Consider the following 19,228-nt stretch of genomic DNA (forward strand, 5'->3'; position numbering starts at 1 on the left):
GGCATGGTTCGGGCCATGCCAGACAGAGCCCGCATGACTTATACCATTATTTCCGACAACCAGGCCCTGGCGGATTTCTGCCAGACCAACGCCACCGTGCTGGCGGTAGACACCGAGTTTGTCCGCACGCGCACCTATTACGCCCGTCCCGGCCTGTATCAGATCAACGACGGCGAGCACACCGCCCTGGTGGATCCGCTGGCGGTAACCGACATGAGTCCGCTGTGGCGGTTGCTGCATGATGGCAACCGGCTGTGCCTGCTGCACGCCGGGGGAGAGGATCTGGAGCTGTTTCAGCATCAGAGTGGTGCGCTGCCGGCTCGGGTGCATGACACTCAGCTGGCCGCGGCCTTTCTTGGCCTGGGCGCTCAGCTGGGCTTTGCCCCCCTAGTGGAGCAACTGCTCGGGGTCAGCCTCGACAAGGCCCATGCCCGCACCGACTGGCTGGCCCGGCCGCTGTCGCCTGCCCAGCTCAGCTATGCCGCCGATGATGTCATTTATCTCTACCCGCTGTATCGAACACTGCATGAGCGGCTGGCGCAAAAAGGACTGCTGGACTGGTTTGAGCAGGAATGTGAGTGGACGGTAAAACGCCGGGCGGTCAATGTCAGACCGGAGCTGGCCTACCTGGAGGTGAAAAACGCCTGGACCCTGGACAGGCAGGCCCTGGGTATTTTGCAGCGGCTGTGTGCATGGCGCCTGAACGAGGCCCGCAAACGGGATCTGGCGGTGAACTTTGTGGTGCGTGAGGCCCACCTGTTGCGAGTGGCCGAGCGCGCGCCGGGCAGCCTGAGTGATCTCAACCGGCTGGGGCTGGAGCCCATGGAAATCAAGCGTCACGGCCAGACCTTGCTGGCGCTGGTGCAGCAGGCCCTGGCGGCGCCGGATAGCTGGCCCGAGCCGGTGAAACGGCTGGTGGACTTTCCCGGTTACAAGGCCGAGCTTAAACGTATCCGTGAGTTGGTGGAGCAGGCCGGTGAGGCTTCTGGCGTGCCGGCCGAGCTGATTGCCTCTAAACGGCTGATTCACCAGTATCTGAGCTGGAAGTGGCGACTGGAGGAAAGCGAAGACGCTATGCCGGCGCTGCTGCAGGGTTGGCGCGGCGAGCTGATGCAAAGTCGACTGTAATGCAGTAAGCGAGAGCCATTAAAAACGGCGCTGTGTTTCCACGGCGCCGTTATTGTTTTTAACATTTTGCGTCTCAAGAGGCGGGCTTGTCATCCTGATCGGGCAACATGATATTCAGCTCCAGCACAGAGAGGTTTTCCCCCTTCTGATCAAGCTGCACCGAGATCTGCTCCAGATCGATATTTACATATTTGCGAATGACTTCCAGAATATCCTGTTTCATTTGCGGCAGGTAGTCGGGGGTATCCCGTTGGCTGCGCTCGTGAGCCACGATAATTTGCAAACGCTCTTTGGCCAGCTTGGCGCTGCTCTGGTTCTTTCTTGAGCTAAAGAAATAGTCCAGTAGAGACATGAGTTAACTCCCAAAAAGTCGGCTGAAAAATCCCTTCTTCCCTTCTTCCAGGAAACGAAACTCCCGCTCTTCACCCAGCAGACGGGCCACGGTGTCGCCATAGGCCTGGCCGGCATCGGACTCTTCGTCCAGGATCACCGGCTCACCGGCGTTGGATGCCTTGAGCACGGCCTGGGATTCGGGGATCACACCCAGCAGCGGAATGGCCAGGATCTCCTGCACGTCTTCCACACTCAGCATGTCGCCCCGGTTAACCCGCTCGGGGGAATAGCGAGTCAGCAACAGGTGCTCCCGAATCGGCTCTAGGCCCTGCTCGGCCCGGCGGGACTTGGAAGAAAGGATGCCCAGAATGCGGTCGGAGTCGCGCACTGAGGACACTTCCGGGTTGGTGGTAACAATGGCCTCGTCGGCAAAGTAGAGCGCCATCAGGGCACCGCTTTCAATACCGGCGGGCGAATCGCAAATGATGTAGTCAAAGCCCATCTCATTGAGATCCCTGATGACTTTTTCCACACCATCGCGGGTGAGGGCTTCCTTGTCGCGGGTTTGCGAGGCGGGCAGAATATAGAGCTGCTCCACCCGCTTGTCGCGGATCAGGGCCTGGTTGAGGTTGGCGTCTCCGTTGATCACATTGACGAAGTCATAGACCACACGGCGTTCACAGCCCATGATCAAGTCGAGATTACGCAGGCCGATGTCAAAATCGATGACCACGGTTTTGTGGCCCAGTTTGGCCAGACCGGTGCTGATGGCTGCGCTGGAGGTGGTCTTGCCTACGCCTCCCTTACCAGAAGTGACGACGATTATCCGTGCCATAAAGTGCGTTCCTAAGTCGAGAAAAATTCAGAGTCTGTCCAGCTTGAGCTGCTCGCCCGCCAGATAGAGGCTGACCGGTTGTTCCCAGTGATCACCTTGCAGACCATCGCTGAGCTGATAGTGGCCGGCGATGGAGACCAGCTCGGGCATCAGTTGTTGACAGTAAATTCGTGCATGTTCGTTGCCCTTGGCTCCGGCCACGGCGCGACCGCGTAACGCGCCATATACATGAATGCTGTCGTCGGCGATGACTTCGGCGCCGTTACTGACCGCACCCAGCACCACCAGGGAGCCGTTAGGAGCGTAAATCTGCTGGCCCGAGCGAACTGGGCCGCGATGCACTCGGGTTCCAGGCTGATTGAGCAGGGCGGGCGAGGGGGAGGTTGCGGCGGCAGGCACCTTGCCGGTGGTCATCACCGCCAGGCCGGCGGCGCGCGCGGCGGCACGGCCCTGATCGTCGAGAATGCCGCTGACACCCACAGGCACCAGCTCCAGCTCGCGAACGACGGCGGCCAGGGCGGTAAAGTCGGGAATGTTTGACAGCTTTTCGATATTGATGACCAGTGGTGCGGCGCGGAAAAATTCCGGCGCCTGTGCGATTTTGTCCTGCAGTTGTTCTCTGACCCGTGCAATATCGGTTGAGGTAATATGCAGTACCGACAGCGTGAAGCTGCTGCCTTTTAATTCAATGCCACGCTCCGCCATAAGCGGTTGTCCCCCAAGGAAAGGTGATCCTTTTTGTTATTGGTCGTGCTGATGTTATAGTCTGCCATCCTGACTGGCAATTAAACCCGACGGATTATAGCAATTTCCATGTTGTGTGCAGTGTATAAAAGCCCCAAAAAGGCAGAGACCTATCTGTTTGTTGAACGGCGCGACGATTTTTCGCGTGTTCCCGCTTCCCTGATGGAGACCTTTGGCACGCCGCAGCTGGCGATGATGCTGAATCTGGCCAACAAGGTTCGACTGGGTATATCCGATATAGACAAGGTGCGTGAGGCCCTGCGAACCCAGGGGTTCTATTTGCAGCTGCCGCCACCCCCCAAAAACCTGCTCAAAGAGCACCTCGCCCGCCAGGTCGCCGAACGCGGCGGTGAATAAGGAGACAGCCCGTGTATCAGCATGTGGATCAGGAAGGTTTTGTCTTGCCCTATGCCACCGGCAAGGTGGTGTGTGTTGGACGCAGTTACCTTGAGCACGCCGCCGAGCTCAATAATCCGGTGCCTGATCAGCCGTTGTTGTTTATCAAGCCCGCCACCAGTCTGGTGCCGCTGGATGAGCCCCTGGTGCTGCCACAAGGGCAGGGCCCGGTGCATCATGAAGCGGAAGTGGCGCTGCTGATCGGCCGCCGCCTGTGCCGGGCATCGGCGACCGACGCCCTCAATGCCGTGGTTGGGGTAGGGTTGGCGCTGGATCTGACGCTGCGTGCGGTGCAAGATCAGCTCAAGGGCAAGGGACAACCCTGGGAGCGGGCCAAGGCCTTTGATGGCAGCTGCCCCGTGGGCCCCTTTGTGGCGCCGGAGCTGTTGTCGCCGTTGCAGCAGCTGGACTTCTCCCTCACCGTCAATGGTGCTTTGCGTCAGCAGGGCAACACCGGAATGATGCTGTGGCCCATGGGCGAGTTGCTGGCCGACATCAGCCACAGCTTTACCCTGATGCCCGGTGACATCGTGTTGACCGGCACGCCCAAGGGGGTGGGTGAACTGCGGGGCGGCGATGTTCTGACGCTGACCCTGGACAACACATTCGACGTTGAGGCGAAGGTAGCAAAGTAAATGCAGGCGAATTTCTGGCAGACCAAAACCCTGGACGACATGACCGACGAGGAATGGGAAGCCCTGTGCGACGGTTGTGGCAAGTGTTGCCTCAACAAGCTTATCGATGAAGACACCGAAGAGCTGGTGCACACCAATGTGGCCTGTGAGCTGCTCAACACTCATAGCTGTGCCTGCAGTGACTATGCCAACCGTTTTGCCCGAGTGCCGGATTGCCTGAAGATTACTCGCGATCAGCTTGATGAGTTTTACTGGTTGCCCTCGACCTGCGCCTACCGGGTATTGGCCGAGGGCAAGTCGCTGCCGTCCTGGCATCCGCTGCGCACCGGTTCGAAAAGCGCCATGCACCGCGCCGGCCAGTCGGTACGGGGCAAGGCGGTGCCGGAATCAAAGGCCGGCGACTGGGAAGATCATATTATTACCTGGGCCAGCTGATGAAACCGGGGCGATATCGTCGCCTCAGCCTTCACGCCTCACCATAGCCGCCACCCGCACACCAATAAAGAACGCCGCCAGGGCGGCCATTCCACCGAAAATGCCCATCAGCCACTGTGGCATCGATAAGCCCAGCCAGTGCCAGTCGATGGACGCACAGTCCCCACTGGGAAAGAACAGGGCCGGCCACCAGGCTTCCAGCTGAAACCAAACGGGAAACTCCGCCACCGTTGAGCACTGGTGAAAGGGAGAAGGATTGAGCTGATAGCCCACGTGCTCCTTTGCCAGCAAAAAACCTTCCACCGAAGCGAACAGCCAGCCCGCCAGCGCGACATGACTGACCACCCGGTGTGCCGGCGCCAGCCAGCCGAGCAGGCCGGCCACGATGATGCCGCAGAGGGCTGCGCGTTGATAAACACACATGACGCAGGGGGCATATCCTTCCAAATACTGGTAGTACAGTGCCGTCAGCAGCAGGCCGGTGCTGGACAGGGTGAGCAGGGCCCAGGCCGGGCGAGAGCGGGAGAACTGGTTCACGCCATTTCCTTTGTTGTTGATGACTGCGGTCGAGAGGGCCGTGCTTGTGACCAACTGGTCGGCTCTGTTATTATTTTGGGCGTTTTTCACCGTTTTTAACCTTTGCAATACAGAGTGGTTTCATGGTCATCAAGGCACAGAGCCCCGCCGGGTTTGCGGAAGAATATATCATAGAGTCCATCTGGAACAGCCGCTTTCCGCCCGGCTCTATTCTGCCAGCAGAGCGTGAGCTGTCGGAGTTGATTGGCGTTACCCGCACCACCTTGCGGGAAGTGCTGCACCGTCTGGCCCGCGATGGCTGGCTGACCATTCGGCACGGCAAACCGACCCGGGTCAACAATTTCTGGGAAACCTCCGGCCTCAACATTCTCGAGACCCTGGCGCGGCTCGATGCCGACAAGCGGCCCGAGCTTATCGAGCACCTGCTCTCGGCTCGCACCCACATCAGCACCATCTTTATTCGCGGTGCCATTCGCCATGATCCCGACGCCGCGCTTCAGGCCCTGGACGGCCATGACGATCTAAACAACGAGGCCGAGGCCTACGCCAGCTATGACTACCGCTTGCATCAGCGCCTGGCCTTTGCTTCTGGCAATCCCATCTACGGACTTATTCTGAACGGCTTTAAAGGTTTGTACTGTCGGGTGGGGCGATACTACTTTTCCCTTGGCGCCGCGCGGGCCCTGGCCGCCGACTATTACCGTGCCCTGGCCGCGCATGTGCGGGCAGGGCAGGCGGAGGACGTGGCGGAGCTGATTCGGGACTATGGCAAGGCGTCGGGTCGTCTGTGGCAGGACATGCGCGAGCAACTGCCCGACACCCTGGTGCAGCCCTAATAAACAACGCCTCTCGATGAGAGGCGTTTTTGGTTCAGGCCTTTGGCTCCTGCTTGGTGGGGCAGCGGCTCAGCAGGGTGCCGCTGCCATCGGCTTCTTCCTGCTCCAGCAACACATCAAAGCCCCACAGCCGGTGCACGTGTTTGATCACCTCATGGCAGGAATCCGACAGAGGAATACGATTGTGGGGAACGTGGCGCAGGGTCAATGAACGGTCTCCCTTGACCTCCACGTTGTACACCTGAATGTTGGGCTCCAGGTTGGACAGGTTGTACTGGTTCGACATGGTCTGGCGCAGGGCCCGGTAGCCGGATTCGTCGTGAATGGCGGAAATCTCCAGATAATTGCGGGTGTCGTCGTCGGCCACGGCGAACAGGTGAAAGTCACGCATGACCTTGGGGGAAAGAAACTGGCTGACGAAACTCTCGTCCTTGAAGTTTTCCATGGCAAAGTGCAGGGTTTTGACCCAGTCGGCTCCTGCGATATCCGGAAACCAGGCCTTGTCTTCCTCGGTGGGCTGCTCGCAGATACGGCGTAGATCCTGAAACATGGCAAAACCCAGGGCGTAAGGGTTGATGCCCGAGTAATACTTGCTGTTATAGGGGGGCTGATATACCACATTGGTATGGCTGTGCAGTATTTCCATCATGAACTTGTCGGTAACCAGGCCCTCGTCGTACATGTGCTGGCAGATGGTGTAATGCCAGAAAGTGGCCCAGCCTTCATTCATGACCTGCGTCTGTTTCTGCGGGTAGAAATACTGGCTTATCTTGCGCACGATGCGCACGATTTCGCGCTGCCAGGGTTCCAGCAGAGGTGCGTGCTTTTCAATAAAATACAGCAGGTTCTCTTCCGGCTCTCGAGGATAACGCAGCTTTTGCTTTTCTTTTGAATCATCCATGCGGGGCAGGGTGCGCCACAATTCATTGACCTGGGTCTGCAGGTAGGCTTCGCGGGCCTTCTGGCGCCGACGCTCTTCCGCCAGTGACAGTTTCTGCGGCCGTTTATAGCGATCCACCCCATAGTTCATCAGGGCATGGCAGCTATCCAGCAGGCTCTCCACCTCGGATACGCCGTACTTTTCTTCGCATTCGGTAATGTAGTGCTTGGCAAACAGCAGGTAATCGATAATCGACTCGGCATCGGTCCAGGTCTTGAACAGGTAGTTGTTCTTGAAAAAGGAGTTGTGGCCATAGCAGGCGTGGGCCATCACCAGCGCCTGCATGGGCATGGTGTTTTCCTCCATCAGGTAGGCGATGCAGGGGTTGGAGTTGATGACGATCTCGTAGGCCAGTCCCATCTGGCCACGCTTGTAGTTTTGCTCGGTCTGAATGAACTTCTTGCCGTAGGACCAATGATGGTAGCCAATAGGCATGCCGATGCTGGAATAGGCATCCATCATCTGTTCGCCGGTAATGATCTCTATCTGGTTGGGGTAGGTATCAAGCCCGTAACTGTTGGCGATTCGGGCAATTTCCTTGTGGTAGGACTCGAGCAAGTCGAAGGTCCAGTCCGGCCCGTCGCTGAGCGGCCGGCGCTTTTTGAGTGCTTGTGCCATGCTTCACCTCACGCCGCCTGTTTCTTGAAAAGTTCCCGGAACACGGGATAGATGTCTTCTACCGAACGTATATGCTCCATGGCAAAGGTCGAGTACTGCCGGGCAATGGACTCGTACTCGTGCCACAGGCTCTGATGGGCCCGGTTGGTAATTTCTATATAGGCGTAATAGCGCACCAGCGGCATGATGTCTTTGTGTAGTAACTGCCGACATAACGGTGAGTCGTCGGCCCAGTTGTCACCATCGGAAGCCTGGGCGGCATAGATATTCCACTGATCCGCCGGATAACGCTCGGCCATGACTTCCTTCATCAGCTGCAGGGCACTGGAGACGATCGTACCGCCGGTTTCCTGGGAGTAGAAAAACTCCTGTTCGTCCACCTCCTTGGCCTGGGTGTGGTGACGAATAAACACCACGTCCACGTTCTTGTAGCTGCGGGTAAGAAACAAATACAGCAGCAGGTAGAACCGTTTGGCCATGTCCTTGGTGGCCTGATCCATGGAGCCGGATACGTCCATCAGGCAAAACATCACCGCCTGGGTTGACGGCACCGGTCGCTTGACGAAGTTGTTGTAGCGCAAGTCGAAGGTGTCGATAAAAGGCACCGCCGCAATACGCCGCTTGAGCTCGGCAATCTCGTCTTCCAGTTGCTGAATGCGGACATAGTTTTCCGCGGGGCGTTTGCCAAGCTCTGCTAGCTCCTGCTCAAGCTCTGCCACGCTTTTCTTCTTGCCCGCCTGCAGGGCGGTGCGCCGAGCCAAGGACTGGCGCAGGGAACGCACCACGTTGATGTTGGCCGGTACGCCATCGGCGGTGTAGCCGGCGCGAAAGGTTTTCATCTCGCTGATCTTGTTAAGCTTGTTTTTCTCCAGGTTGGGCAGCTCAAGGCCATCAAAGAGCAGATCCAGGTATTCTTCCTTGGAGATCTGGAATACAAAATCGTCCTGACCTTCCCCCTGGTTACTGGCTTCCCCTTGGCCAGATCCACCACCACCGCCTCCTGAAGGCCGGTCTACCCGGTCACCGGTTACGAACTGATCGTTTCCCGGATGAACCTGGTCGCGCTGACCTCCCTTGCCGTGATGAAATAGGGGCTCGGAGATGTCCCGGGTGGGAATGGAGACACTCTCGCCCTTGTCGATATCCTGAATGCTGCGTTTGAGCACCGCGTCCGACACCGCCTTTTTGAGCTGTTGTTTGTAGCGGCGGATAAAGCGCTGCCGATTAACAGCGCTCTTGTTGCGGCCATTCAGTCGTCTGTCGATAAAATGCGCCATATTTCCCCCAACTGATTGCCGTCAGCTTGACTTGCGTACCCGCAGGTACCATTCGGACAGCAGACGGACCTGTTTGCGGGTATATCCTTTCTCCATCATGCGATCCACGAAGTCGTCGTGCTTTTTCTGCTCGTCGGCACTGGTTTTCGCATTGAAGGAGATAACCGGCAGCAGCTCTTCGGTATTGGAGAACATCTTCTTCTCGATAACGGTTCTGAGCTTTTCGTAGCTGGTCCAGTTGGGATTTTTGCCTGCATTGTTGGCCCGCGCCCGCAGTACGAAGTTGACGATTTCGTTGCGGAAGTCTTTGGGATTGCTGATGCCCGCAGGTTTCTCAATTTTCTCCAGCTCGGCATTGAGCGCGCTGCGGTCGAACAGTTGGCCGGTATCGGGATCCCGGTATTCCTGATCCTGTATCCAGAAGTCGGCGTAGGTCACGTAACGGTCGAAGATGTTCTGGCCATATTCGGAATAGGACTCGAGGTAGGCGGTCTGAATTTCCTTGCCGATAAACTCGACGTACTTGGGAATCAGATATCCCTTGATGAATTCCAGGTAGCGATCGTGCACTTCCTGGGGGAACTGCTCCCGCTCAATCTGCTGCTCAAGCACATAGAACAGATGCACCGGGTTGGCGGCCACCTCGGCATGGTCAAAGTTGAATACGCGGGACAGGATCTTGAAGGCAAAACGGGTAGACAGGCCGGTCATGCCTTCGTCCACGCCGGCGTAGTCCCGGTATTCCTGATAGGACTTGGCCTTGGGATCCGTGTCTTTAAGGGTTTCACCGTCGTAGACCCGCATCTTGGAATAGATGCTGGAGTTCTCCGGCTCCTTGAGCCGTGACAGCACGGTAAACTGGGCCAGGGTTTCAAGGGTGCCTGGCGCACACTTGGCGGTGGACAGCTCACTGTGGGTCAGCAGCTTCTGGTAGATTTCGACTTCTTCGGTCACTCGCAGGCAATAAGGCACCTTGACGATATAGACCCGGTCAAGGAAGGCCTCGTTGTTCTTGTTGTGCTTGAAGTGCTGCCATTCCGACTCGTTGGAGTGGGCCAGAATGATGCCTTCAAAGGGCAGGGCGGAGAGGCCCTCGGTACCGTTATAGTTTCCTTCCTGGGTCGCGGTCAGCAGCGGGTGCAGTACCTTGATGGGCGCCTTGAACATCTCCACGAATTCCATCATGCCCTGGTTGGCTTTGCACAGGGCACCGGAATAGGAGTAGGCATCGGCATCGTCCTGGGCGTAGTGCTCCAGTTTACGAATGTCGACCTTACCCACCAGTGAAGAAATATCCTGGTTGTTATCATCGCCTGGCTCGGTCTTGGCCACGGCAATCTGGTCGAGCACCGATGGGTAGACCTTTTCAACTCGAAAGCGGGTAATGTCGCCGCCGTAGTCGTGCAGACGCTTGACCGCCCATGGCGACATGATGGGTCTCAGGTAACGACGGGGTATGCCGTATTCCTGCTCCAGCACAGGGCCGTCTTCGTTCATGTCAAACAGGCAGAAGGGATGGTCATTGACCGGCGAGCCCTTGATTCGATAAATGGGCACCTTCTGCATCAGTGCCTTGAGGCATTCGGCCAGAGACGATTTACCGCCACCCACCGGGCCCAGCAGATAGAGGATCTGTTTCTTTTCTTCCAGCCCCTGAGCGGCGTGCTTGAGGTAGGAAACGATTTGTTCAATGCTTTCTTCCATGCCAAAAAAGTCGGCGAAAGCGGGATAGCGGGCGATTACCCGGTTTGAAAACAGCCGGCTATATCGTGGCACCTGGGCGGTGTCAATCATCTCCGGCTCACCAATGGCCATCAGCAACCGCTCGGAAGCGGAGGCATAACAACCCTTGTCATCACGGCACAGGTCGAGGAACTCCTGCAGGCTGTATTCCTCTTCCTTGGCCTTTTCATAGCGCATTTGATAGTGCTCGAAAATACCCATGGTCATTCCCCCCGGTTAACTTTTGGCTTCTGATCAAGACAGAGCCGCGCGCACACACATTTCACATCCTTTACGAATAAGGTTAGTCATGGTTTCGTCATTGTGCTCGTGTAAGGTGCGGAAAAAACAAAGAATTGTGCTTGCCATCGATGTAAAGCCTGACGCGGTAGGGAGTTTTCACATGGAGCCACCTGGGGAAGAGACGGCGGAATGGTTCGAGAGAGTCCATTCACGGTGACGCTGCGATGTCAGATTCGTGTTTTTGTCTAACCATAACGTTAACGTAATGATGATGCGGTGGAAGGTAAATGTCGGGAATATTTATGGTGTTTTACGTTGACTTCACATTTTGCTCCGGTTACAGTGAACCAGCATCACGGTCTAGCCATTCGCTGCACTCAATGAGAGCAAGTCGTTAGACGGTATGCATAGCTCTGTTTAAGCACGTTTCCGTTTGTTTGACCCTCGCCAGCCGAGGGTTTTCTTTTGCCTGAATTTCAGGTTTACGTTGACGTCATGGTTAGATTTCGAATAATGTCTTGGTTCGAATAATTTGAATATCTTGACCGCCAAATTCCTGTTTTATCCCTGCAAAGCCTGCCTTAAGCTGACATCAAGCTAATTACCCCGCCAACAAGCGTTGGTTACACTTATTCAATATTACTGCACCAAGGAGCCAGGCCATGACTCAAACACTGATACTGAAATCCAGCATACTGGGAGAGCACTCCGAATCCGGCCGCCTGCTGGACTATTTCACCTCCCGTGTCGATGAGCCTCAGGTTCGAGTGCGGGATCTGGCCGCCTCGCCGCTGCCGATGCTGGATGGTGAAGGCGCCCAGGCTTTGCGTGGCGGAGATAACCTCAATGAACGTCAGCGTGAATTGCTGGCGCTCTCCGATGAGCTGGTGGCGGAGCTGAAAACCGCGGACCGCGTGGTTATTTCCGCACCCATGTATAACTTTCATGTACCGGTACAGCTCAAAGCCTGGGTCGATCTGATCTGTCGGGCCGGCGTTACCTTCCGTTATACCGAGCAGGGTCCTCAGGGGCTGCTGACCGGCAAGAAGGCAGTGGTGGTATCCACCCGTGGCGGCCAATACCAGGGCAGCGACCTCGATATGATCACGCCTTACATGCGGACTGTGCTCGGGTTTGTGGGGATCCGGGACGTTGAGTTCGTATACGCGGAAAGCCTGGCCATGAGCGGAGAGGGCCGTGAATCTGGGCTGAGTGAGGCTCGCGGCCGGCTGAGCGAGCTGGCCGCCGGCTAAAGTTGATGTCGTAACATGACAAAGGGCTGCTTTTGCAGCCCTTTTTTGTATGCGGGATCATTTAAAGTGTTGGCGAATACAGCGCTCCAGAATGCCGACGGTCTGATCCACATGCTCCTTTTCAAGAATAAGGGGAGGGGACATGGCGATGGCATTGCCCAGGGAGCGCAGCATCAGCCCTTGTTCCCATGCCATGGCTTGTATGTCGGTGCCGGCGGGGGCATCGAATTCCACGGCGGCGATCAGCGAGTAATTGCGAATGTCGATGACGCCGGGCAGGCCTTTCAGGCTGTGCAAACCTCTTTCAAAGTATTGGCTGATTTCGCCATCGGCGGCGCCGCGCTGGTACAGACCGTCCTGTTCATACACATCCAGGGTGGCCATGGCGGCGGCACAGGCGAGGGGATGAGCCGAATAGGTGTAGCCATGGAAGAACTCAACGCCGCTGGCGCTGGCTTCCATGACGGCATCGTAAACATGATCACCGGCCAGCACGGCCCCCATGGGGGCGGCGCCGTTGGTCAGCCCCTTGGCGGTAGTCATGATGTCAGGCTGCACCTGGAACGTCTGGCTGGCAAAGGTCTCGCCGGTACGACCAAAGCCACAGATCACCTCGTCAAAGATAAGCAATATGCCATGTTGATCGCAGATCTCCCGAATGCGCTGCAGGTAACCGACGGGAGGAGGCAATACGCCGCCGGCGCCGCTAATGGGTTCAATAATGACGGCGGCAATACGGCTGGCATCGTGCAGGCGTATGAGTTTTTCCAGCTCGTTGGCCATGTCTATGCCGCCATGCAGGGGCAGACCACGGGAAAAGGCGTTTCGGCGCAGATCCTGAGTATGAGATAAGTGGTCGGTAGGCAGCCACTGGCCAAAGGCCTTGTAGTTGTTGGTGATGCCACCCACCGCGATGCCGCCGAAGTTGACCCCGTGATAACCGCGTTCCCGGCCAATAAACAGCTGGCGCCCGGCCTCTCCTCGGGCGTGGTGGTAGGCCAGGGCCATTTTCAGGGCGGTTTCCACCGACTCAGAGCCGGAATTGGTATAAAACACGCGATTCAGGTTGCCCGGCGCAAGGTGGGCGAGCCGCTCCGACAACTCAAACGCCAGCGGGTGGCCAAAACCGAAGCAGGGGGCATAGTCGAGCTCCCGGGCCTGGCGGGCGATGGCCTCGGCAATATGCGGGTTGCCGTGGCCGGCGTTGCAGCACCAAAGGCCGGCAGTCATGTCCAGGACCTGGCGGTTGTCGTCGGTGATCCAGTGCATGCCTTTGGCACCGGTGAGCATACGGGGACTGGCCTTGAAGCCCTTGTTGGGGGTAAACGGCATCCAGTGGGTGTTCAGGGAGGGGTTGTTCATAGCGGCACTCTCTTGGACTCTTGTGATGGGCGCCCCGGGCGCGGAATGACAACCAGTGTGAACAAAATAACAGGGGGGGAAAATGACGGTGGCTCAATGTTCAGTTTGGCTGACTTCAACATGATAACGATTAAGTGAAGTGAATTATGCCAACATGCAATTCAAATATAAGACAATTAATTTCAAAACCGAGAAATTAACCATGAATACTATGCGGGAAAGTTATCAATAGTGCCATAGTTAGGACTCACTTCGGACCTGTGGCTGGCTAAACTTTTAGGTGGTAGGTCGCTCTACCCCGAAATAAGGAGATTTCCATGACCATAAATAGCCAACCATTGGGTCGGGCGGCAACGTCCACCGATTTACAACCTTCATTACCGCTGAAGTCTTCGGGGAAAAAAATAATCATTAATGTATCCCTGATAACCATGGCGATATTATCGTTTGCTCCCCAAGTTCAATCCCAGGCCGTCACATATACCGAGCAGCAGCAGGCACTGGCTGAATTCGGTAAACATGTATTTTTTGATGAAGATATGTCGACCCCCAGTAATGCTCAGGGCTGTGTATCCTGCCACGATCCCAACCAGGGCTGGACTTTCCCTGATTCTGATACCAACCTGGGTCCGGTGGGAAGCCCCGGTGCACAACCCGATGATCGCGGCAAAATAAAGCCGCCTACCGTGGCGTATGGCAGTTTTGCCCGGCACTTTCAGCCCTGTAATGAAAATAATCCTTTCGGGTTGGTTGAATGGTGCGGGGGGGTGTTCTGGGATGGGCGGGCCGAAGGCACCGGCCCTGTGGGCTCTTACCCCGAAGGGGATGGTGCGGTCAGCGAAACGGTGACCATGGAAAGCCTGCGGTTGCGTAAGATAAGAGTTGGCTGGAACTCGTACATCGATCTGGAGCAGGAATACGCCCCTTTTCTCGGAGCATTGGCCGATCAGGCTTTGAATCCGGCTCAGCCCGGTATTGAACAAAATGCGGGCGAACGCAAGATTTGCATGAAGGTGAAAGGGGCTCACAAGCGACTTTATGAAAAGGCATTTGGGGAGCCGGTAAGTTGTTCCACCAATCCCAATAGGCTTGATCACAAGATGGTGTTCAGGCGTGTAGCCCTGGCGTTGTCCGCCTATCAGGGCTCACCGGATGTCAACTCATTCAGTTCGTTGAGGGATCTTGCCCTGTACCGGGAGCTCGGCTGTAAGGGGGAGGTAGACTTTGCTTCATATGCCTCAACTCAGCTGTGTAACCAGCTGGAAAACGTAAAGCCGGATCAAGCCACCTGGGGTGAGTTTCCCCTGGCCTTTGTGGGTACAGGTTTAAAACCTTACGAGATTAGGGAAATAAACCGCGGCCATGATATTTTTTATGGCATAGAAAGTGCGCCTGACAGCCTAAATGATGGTAACCCTGGCCCTCTTCGCCAAAACGCCAGTGGCCCCATTGTGACGGGTAATCCTCAGTTTGCTGGCAGAGGTATCGCCGCGCTCTGTGTCGCATGCCATGCAGACAGGCCTTTTGTTGATGACGGCACCGAGCCGCGTCAGCTTTATACCGATCAGGGTTATCACAATATCGGCGTCCCCTTTAATCGTGATATTCCCAATACCGTCAAGGGAGAGATCGCAGGTTTGGTGGGGCATGTTAGCCATAACTTCTATAGCGGAACCGAGATTCACCCGGGTGAGTTCCGTTCTCCCACCCTGCGCGAAGTTGCCAAAGGTGAAGAGCCAAATTTCGTCAAGGCATTTGCACATAATGGTTACTTCAAGAGCCTGGAGGGCATCATTCACTTCTACGGCAGCCGCGACCTGAAAAAACGTTGCGACCATGTGCCGGAAGGTGAACGCAGGCCCAATCCGATTCCCTTTGGCAACCCCTTTATTGCCAACTACGACGTGATTGACTCGCCGGTTGCCAATGCGACTGAAGCCGAAGCGCGTGCAAGCGATTGCTGGCCGGAGCCCGAGTTTTTCAATGCCGCGCCCATTGTGGTGGGTCAGTTTGACTTCTATCCCGAAGAAGAAAAGGCGCTGGCTGCCTACATCAGGGCATTGAGCGATACGCACATCGCCGCGACGCCATGATACTGACGAGTCAGGCATAACAAAAAGCCCGCTCGGTGAGCGGGCTTTTGCAATCTGGTGCGTTCTAGTGGATTCGAACCACCGACCCCCACCATGTCAAGGTGGTGCTCTAACCAACTGAGCTAAGAACGCCTGATTTAAAATTGGTGCGTCCTAGTGGATTCGAACCACCGACCCCTACCATGTCAAGGTAGTGCTCTAACCAACTGAGCTAAGGACGCTTATGTAAAAATTGGTGCGTTCTAGTGGATTCGAACCACCGACCCCCACCATGTCAAGGTGGTGCTCTAACCAACTGAGCTAAGAACGCATCGTACCTTCAGGCGCTGCGTATACTAGCCAAGGGGCCGGGGCTGGGCAAGCCTTTTTTCTTCCACAACAACCGGATGGAGAACAATTGCTCATCCCGGTGAAAGATTGCACCGGCGCAGAAAGTCTTGCCATGCCCTGGCGTGCTCCAGGGTCAGGCGACGGTAGCGAACATAGATCTGGCTTTCAAGGCCGGAGGCGTACCAGTTGCGATATTCGGCCATGGCCGAATATCGCTCCGTCGGTGCCGACAGGCTTTGGGCCAGCAGGGGGGCGAGTTGAGCAAAGCGGCGGTCCAGCTCGCTCAGCTGCCCCTGAATGTCCTTAATGTAGTAATGTTCCATGGCATTGCGCAGCCGTTCGGCGTCGGCCTGTCCTGCCGGGTCACAGTCGAACTGGGTCAGTCGTTGCAGAAAGTCGAGGCTTTGCTGCAGGTAATGGGCGGCGCTGTGCAATGAATAATAGAGTTCGCCCAGGTAATGATTGTTATAAAGGCCACCCAGGCGCGAATTGAACTCGGTGGCGTCAATGCCTTTCAGTGAGAGGTGGCCTGCGGCCTGTCGCTGGAGGTCGGCAAACAGGGCAAAGGCGTGGAGGGTTGACTGAAAACCGCGGTGATCCGGCGGCACCGGCCGCTGGCGGGGAGTGAGGGCTGCTCGTATCTCCGGCTCGGCCACCATCATGTTCCAGTGATAGCCGGGCAATAGCGGTGCTTTTTGTTGTTGCAATGCGGCCAGCCAGGCGTGCAACTCGTCATCGTGACTCTGTGCCAGGCAGTCCTCAAGGCCTTGCTGAAAATGCAGGTGGTACAGCAGCACGGCGCCGGCGTTTTGGCTTTTACCAATGGGGCTGTTGTGCTCACTCACCAGCCCCAGCAGCCGGCATTCTCCCAGTTTCAGGGTGTCGAGCAGGCCGGCGCTGACGCGCGGCTGGGGCAATTGCAGTCGGCGCTGGGCAGGCAATGTGGGCAGCGGCGGTGGTTCGCCAAGAGAGGGAGCATCGACTCCCAACACATTGGCGACACGACTCAGGTAGGTGTCAAAGGCGGGTTTAAGAGCCTGCCGGTCATTACACCCCGTCAACCAGAGGCAGGCCAGCAATATTGCGATGATGGACCCGTTCATAAATTTTACGTAACCGCCGAATCAAAAGGATTGCCGCTATGGTCAAGCCTACCAGAAAACCAATCCAGAAGCCGTGAGGGCCCATGGCGGGCACCAGCCAGTCGGTCAGTCCCAGTACCATGCCTACCGGCAGGCCGCACAGCCAGTAGGCCAGCAGGGTAATGTAGAAAATCATCTGGGTGTCTTTGTAACCACGCAGGGCGGCGGCACCAATGACCTGCACCGAGTCGGAAATCTGATACAGAGACGCCAGCAACAGCAGGCTGGCGGCCAGTTCCAGCACGTAATCGTTGTCGGTATAGATACCGCTTATCCAGTACCGGGACAGGGCGGTGGCCAGAGCCGTGCACACCGCCAGCAGGCAACCAAAGACGATGCCCGAGACGCTGGCAACCTTGGCCTGTTCGGCCATGCCTTCGCCCAGGCTGTGTCCCACCCTGATGGTCAGTGCCATGCCAAGGCTCAGTGGCAGCATGAAAATCAGGCTGGAAAAATTGATGGCGATCTGATGCCCGGCCACCACATCGGCCCCCAGTGGAGCCAATAGCAATGCCACCACGGTAAACAGGGTAACTTCGCAGAAAATGGCCATGGCAATAGGGAAGCCAAGGCGGAAAATGCGCCCGATGCGGGCCAGATCCGGGGCGGTAACGGCGGCAAAGACACCGAAGCGGCTAAGCAGGCTGGAGCGTTGTGTATACACCACCATGGCGATCAACATGGCCCAGAATACCAACGCCGAGGCATAACCACAGCCCACGCCGCCGAGCTGGGGCAGGCCGAATTTGCCGTGGATCAGCACATAGTTGGCGGGCACGTTCACCGTCAGGCCAATAAAGCCGATGACCATGGTGGGCCGGGTATGGGACAGGCCTTCACTGAAATTGCGTAGTACCTGATACAGGGCATAGGCGGGCATGCCCCACAGAATGCCGTGCAGGTAGCCGGTGGTTTTCTCTGCCAGCAGGGGTTCTACGTCCATCCAGTGCAGCACCTGGGGCGAGAAATACAGGGCCAGCCAGGCTGGCACCATGACCATCAGGGTAAGCCAGAAACCCTGATGGACGGCGCCGGCCACCTCCGGGTGACGACGGGCGCCGTTGAGTTGCGATATGATGGGGGTGAGTGCCATGACCACCCCCTGCACCAGCAAAATGATCGGCAGCCAGAAGCTTGTGGCCACGGCCACCGCCGCCATATCGGTGGCACTGATCTGGCCGGCCATGACGGTGTCGACAAAACTCATGGTGGTCTGGGCTACCTGCGCCACCAGAATGGGGCCGCACAGCCGCAGCAAATGCCGTGTTTCGGCAAAATATGGGGTGAAAGACATGCTTTTCTCGCTTGGGAATGGCGCCTGAAAACCGGCATTCAGGCCGCTGAATTGAATTCCTGCTGACGACGATGTCGGGTGCATCGTAATATAGCGGGAATATAACGGTTATTCAGGCCGTTTCCCATTATTTTGAACTGTTTTGTGATGGATTTTCGCGATGTTTACCGGAATTGTGCAAGGGCAGGGCATCCTGCTGGATGTGATTGAAAAAACCGATTTTCGCACCCATGTGGTGGCCATGCCGGCCGAGATGCTGCCGGGATTGGCCCTGGGGGCGTCGGTTGCCCATAATGGTTGCTGCCTGACGGTCACGGCCATTGAGGGAGAACAGGTCAGTTTTGACCTGATGCAGGAAACCCTGCGGGTGACCAATCTGGGTCAGCTGAAGCGCGGCGATGGTGTCAACCTGGAACGGGCTGCGCGCTTTGGCGATGATATTGGTGGCCACGCCATGTCGGGGCACATTATGGGGCAGAGCGAACTGCTTGAGCGAGTTGAAACCGAGAGCAACACCATGTTGCGTTTTGCCATGCCCTCCGGTCTTGGCAAATATCTGTTTACCAAGGGGTATATCGGTATTGACGGCATCAGCCTGACCCTGGGGGAGGTGAATAATACAGGCTTTGCCGTGCACCTGATACCGGAAACCCTGGCTCGCACCAACCTGGGGAGGGTACAGCCCGGTTACCTGGCCAATATCGAAGTGGATCCGCAAACCCAGGCCATAGTGGACACCGTGGAGCGGGTAATGGCGAGCCGCGCCTGAAGCAGACAAGAAAAAGCCGGGTATTCCCGGCTTTATTAACATGAAGATGTTATGCCAACATACAAAGGTTAGACATAATACCAGCCCGGTTCAAAAGTACTGCTCGTCATCGGCATCCACGCGAACACGCACCTCATCGCTTAACTCATCTCGCTCAATACAAACATGTATGGCGTTACAACAGGCCTGACAATCTTCGTAATAGTCCTGATCACCTTCGGACGCATCCACCACAAGACGGGTATGATGGCCGCAGTGAGGGCAGACAATGTTTTGCTCAAAATAGTCACGCATATGCAACTCCTT

General features: G+C 56.7%; 19 protein-coding genes and 3 tRNA genes. 8 read left to right on the top strand and 14 right to left on the bottom strand.

Going from position 1 to position 19,228, the window contains the following annotated elements:
- The first annotated feature begins 33 nt into the window (after positions 1 to 33).
- The gene (gene rnd, locus OJHNALOF_RS09395; protein WP_165661845.1) at positions 34 to 1,128 is read left to right on the top strand and encodes a ribonuclease D; all 1,095 of its coding nucleotides are present in this window, start codon (positions 34 to 36) and stop codon (positions 1,126 to 1,128) included.
- A 73-nt stretch (positions 1,129 to 1,201) separates the two neighbouring features.
- Here the strand turns inward: rnd and minE are convergent, their stop codons facing one another.
- Genes minE through minC form a run of 3 tightly spaced genes read right to left on the bottom strand, consistent with a single transcriptional unit; the run spans position 1,202 to position 3,001 of the window.
- The gene (minE, locus tag OJHNALOF_RS09400; RefSeq protein ID WP_094199329.1) at positions 1,202 to 1,480 is read right to left on the bottom strand and encodes a cell division topological specificity factor MinE; all 279 of its coding nucleotides are present in this window, start codon (positions 1,478 to 1,480) and stop codon (positions 1,202 to 1,204) included.
- 3 nt (positions 1,481 to 1,483) lie between these two features.
- Positions 1,484 to 2,296, bottom strand: a complete 813-nt coding sequence (gene minD, locus OJHNALOF_RS09405) for a septum site-determining protein MinD (protein WP_094199328.1) — start codon at positions 2,294 to 2,296, stop codon at positions 1,484 to 1,486.
- Between the two features lie 27 nt (positions 2,297 to 2,323).
- A complete protein-coding gene (minC, locus tag OJHNALOF_RS09410) occupies positions 2,324 to 3,001 on the bottom strand; it encodes a septum site-determining protein MinC (protein ID WP_094199327.1) in 678 nt (225 codons plus the stop codon).
- Positions 3,002 to 3,109: 108 nt separating this feature from the next.
- Here minC and OJHNALOF_RS09415 point away from each other — a divergent pair, with 108 nt between their 5' ends.
- Genes OJHNALOF_RS09415 through OJHNALOF_RS09425 form a run of 3 tightly spaced genes read left to right on the top strand, consistent with a single transcriptional unit; the run spans position 3,110 to position 4,506 of the window.
- A complete protein-coding gene (locus tag OJHNALOF_RS09415) occupies positions 3,110 to 3,397 on the top strand; it encodes a YcgL domain-containing protein (protein WP_165661846.1) in 288 nt (95 codons plus the stop codon).
- A gap of 11 nt (positions 3,398 to 3,408) precedes the next feature.
- On the top strand, positions 3,409 to 4,071 hold the full coding sequence (locus tag OJHNALOF_RS09420; protein ID WP_165661847.1) for a fumarylacetoacetate hydrolase family protein: 663 nt from the start codon (positions 3,409 to 3,411) through the stop codon (positions 4,069 to 4,071).
- Positions 4,072 to 4,506, top strand: coding sequence for a YcgN family cysteine cluster protein (locus tag OJHNALOF_RS09425; protein ID WP_165661848.1), 435 nt, complete (start codon positions 4,072 to 4,074; stop codon positions 4,504 to 4,506). It begins immediately after the preceding gene.
- A 24-nt stretch (positions 4,507 to 4,530) separates the two neighbouring features.
- On the opposite strand, the gene dsbB is transcribed toward OJHNALOF_RS09425, so the two are convergent.
- Positions 4,531 to 5,043 (bottom strand): disulfide bond formation protein DsbB, encoded by a 513-nt coding sequence (dsbB, locus tag OJHNALOF_RS09430; RefSeq protein WP_094199323.1) that lies wholly within the window; start codon positions 5,041 to 5,043, stop codon positions 4,531 to 4,533.
- Positions 5,044 to 5,165: 122 nt separating this feature from the next.
- Here dsbB and fadR point away from each other — a divergent pair, with 122 nt between their 5' ends.
- Positions 5,166 to 5,879 (top strand): fatty acid metabolism transcriptional regulator FadR, encoded by a 714-nt coding sequence (gene fadR / locus OJHNALOF_RS09435; protein ID WP_165661849.1) that lies wholly within the window; start codon positions 5,166 to 5,168, stop codon positions 5,877 to 5,879.
- 34 nt (positions 5,880 to 5,913) lie between these two features.
- Here fadR and OJHNALOF_RS09440 read toward each other — a convergent pair whose 3' ends face one another.
- Genes OJHNALOF_RS09440 through OJHNALOF_RS09450 form a run of 3 tightly spaced genes read right to left on the bottom strand, consistent with a single transcriptional unit; the run spans position 5,914 to position 10,658 of the window.
- Positions 5,914 to 7,437: a SpoVR family protein gene (locus tag OJHNALOF_RS09440; RefSeq protein WP_094199321.1), complete on the bottom strand. Its 1,524-nt coding sequence runs from the start codon at positions 7,435 to 7,437 to the stop codon at positions 5,914 to 5,916.
- 8 nt (positions 7,438 to 7,445) lie between these two features.
- Positions 7,446 to 8,714 carry a YeaH/YhbH family protein gene (locus tag OJHNALOF_RS09445; RefSeq protein ID WP_094199320.1) on the bottom strand — a complete coding sequence of 423 codons (1,269 nt, stop codon included), beginning with the start codon at positions 8,712 to 8,714 and terminating at the stop codon, positions 7,446 to 7,448.
- Between the two features lie 21 nt (positions 8,715 to 8,735).
- Positions 8,736 to 10,658 carry a PrkA family serine protein kinase gene (locus OJHNALOF_RS09450; RefSeq protein WP_094199319.1) on the bottom strand — a complete coding sequence of 641 codons (1,923 nt, stop codon included), beginning with the start codon at positions 10,656 to 10,658 and terminating at the stop codon, positions 8,736 to 8,738.
- 683 nt (positions 10,659 to 11,341) lie between these two features.
- On the opposite strand from OJHNALOF_RS09450, the gene OJHNALOF_RS09455 reads away from it, so the two are divergent.
- Positions 11,342 to 11,932, top strand: a complete 591-nt coding sequence (locus tag OJHNALOF_RS09455) for an FMN-dependent NADH-azoreductase (RefSeq protein ID WP_165661850.1) — start codon at positions 11,342 to 11,344, stop codon at positions 11,930 to 11,932.
- 57 nt (positions 11,933 to 11,989) lie between these two features.
- Here OJHNALOF_RS09455 and OJHNALOF_RS09460 read toward each other — a convergent pair whose 3' ends face one another.
- Positions 11,990 to 13,294, bottom strand: a complete 1,305-nt coding sequence (locus tag OJHNALOF_RS09460; RefSeq protein WP_165661851.1) for an aminotransferase class III-fold pyridoxal phosphate-dependent enzyme — start codon at positions 13,292 to 13,294, stop codon at positions 11,990 to 11,992.
- Positions 13,295 to 13,611: 317 nt separating this feature from the next.
- On the opposite strand from OJHNALOF_RS09460, the gene OJHNALOF_RS09465 reads away from it, so the two are divergent.
- A complete protein-coding gene (locus tag OJHNALOF_RS09465) occupies positions 13,612 to 15,387 on the top strand; it encodes a cytochrome c peroxidase (protein ID WP_094199316.1) in 1,776 nt (591 codons plus the stop codon).
- A gap of 55 nt (positions 15,388 to 15,442) precedes the next feature.
- On the opposite strand, the gene OJHNALOF_RS09470 is transcribed toward OJHNALOF_RS09465, so the two are convergent.
- From OJHNALOF_RS09470 to OJHNALOF_RS09490, 5 genes are all read right to left on the bottom strand, one after another.
- A tRNA-Val gene (locus OJHNALOF_RS09470) sits at positions 15,443 to 15,519 on the bottom strand.
- A 12-nt stretch (positions 15,520 to 15,531) separates the two neighbouring features.
- Positions 15,532 to 15,608, bottom strand: a tRNA-Val gene (locus OJHNALOF_RS09475).
- 12 nt (positions 15,609 to 15,620) lie between these two features.
- Positions 15,621 to 15,697, bottom strand: a tRNA-Val gene (locus OJHNALOF_RS09480).
- Positions 15,698 to 15,788: 91 nt separating this feature from the next.
- On the bottom strand, positions 15,789 to 16,820 hold the full coding sequence (locus OJHNALOF_RS09485; RefSeq protein WP_165661852.1) for a DUF3080 domain-containing protein: 1,032 nt from the start codon (positions 16,818 to 16,820) through the stop codon (positions 15,789 to 15,791).
- Positions 16,765 to 18,153: an MATE family efflux transporter gene (locus OJHNALOF_RS09490; protein WP_094199314.1), complete on the bottom strand. Its 1,389-nt coding sequence runs from the start codon at positions 18,151 to 18,153 to the stop codon at positions 16,765 to 16,767. The genes OJHNALOF_RS09485 and OJHNALOF_RS09490 overlap by 56 nt, the downstream gene beginning before the upstream one ends.
- 160 nt (positions 18,154 to 18,313) lie before the next feature.
- Between OJHNALOF_RS09490 and OJHNALOF_RS09495 the strand changes: the two genes are divergently transcribed.
- Complete coding sequence (locus OJHNALOF_RS09495; protein ID WP_094199313.1) at positions 18,314 to 18,922, top strand: riboflavin synthase subunit alpha; 609 nt, start codon at positions 18,314 to 18,316, stop codon at positions 18,920 to 18,922.
- 90 nt (positions 18,923 to 19,012) lie between these two features.
- On the opposite strand, the gene OJHNALOF_RS09500 is transcribed toward OJHNALOF_RS09495, so the two are convergent.
- Entirely contained in the window at positions 19,013 to 19,216 is a 204-nt protein-coding gene (locus OJHNALOF_RS09500) for a CPXCG motif-containing cysteine-rich protein (protein ID WP_094199312.1), read from the bottom strand.
- Positions 19,217 to 19,228 lie beyond the last annotated feature (12 nt).

This window comes from Oceanimonas sp. MB9, assembly GCF_011319775.1.
Taxonomy (GTDB): Bacteria; Pseudomonadota; Gammaproteobacteria; order Enterobacterales; family Aeromonadaceae; genus Oceanimonas; species Oceanimonas doudoroffii.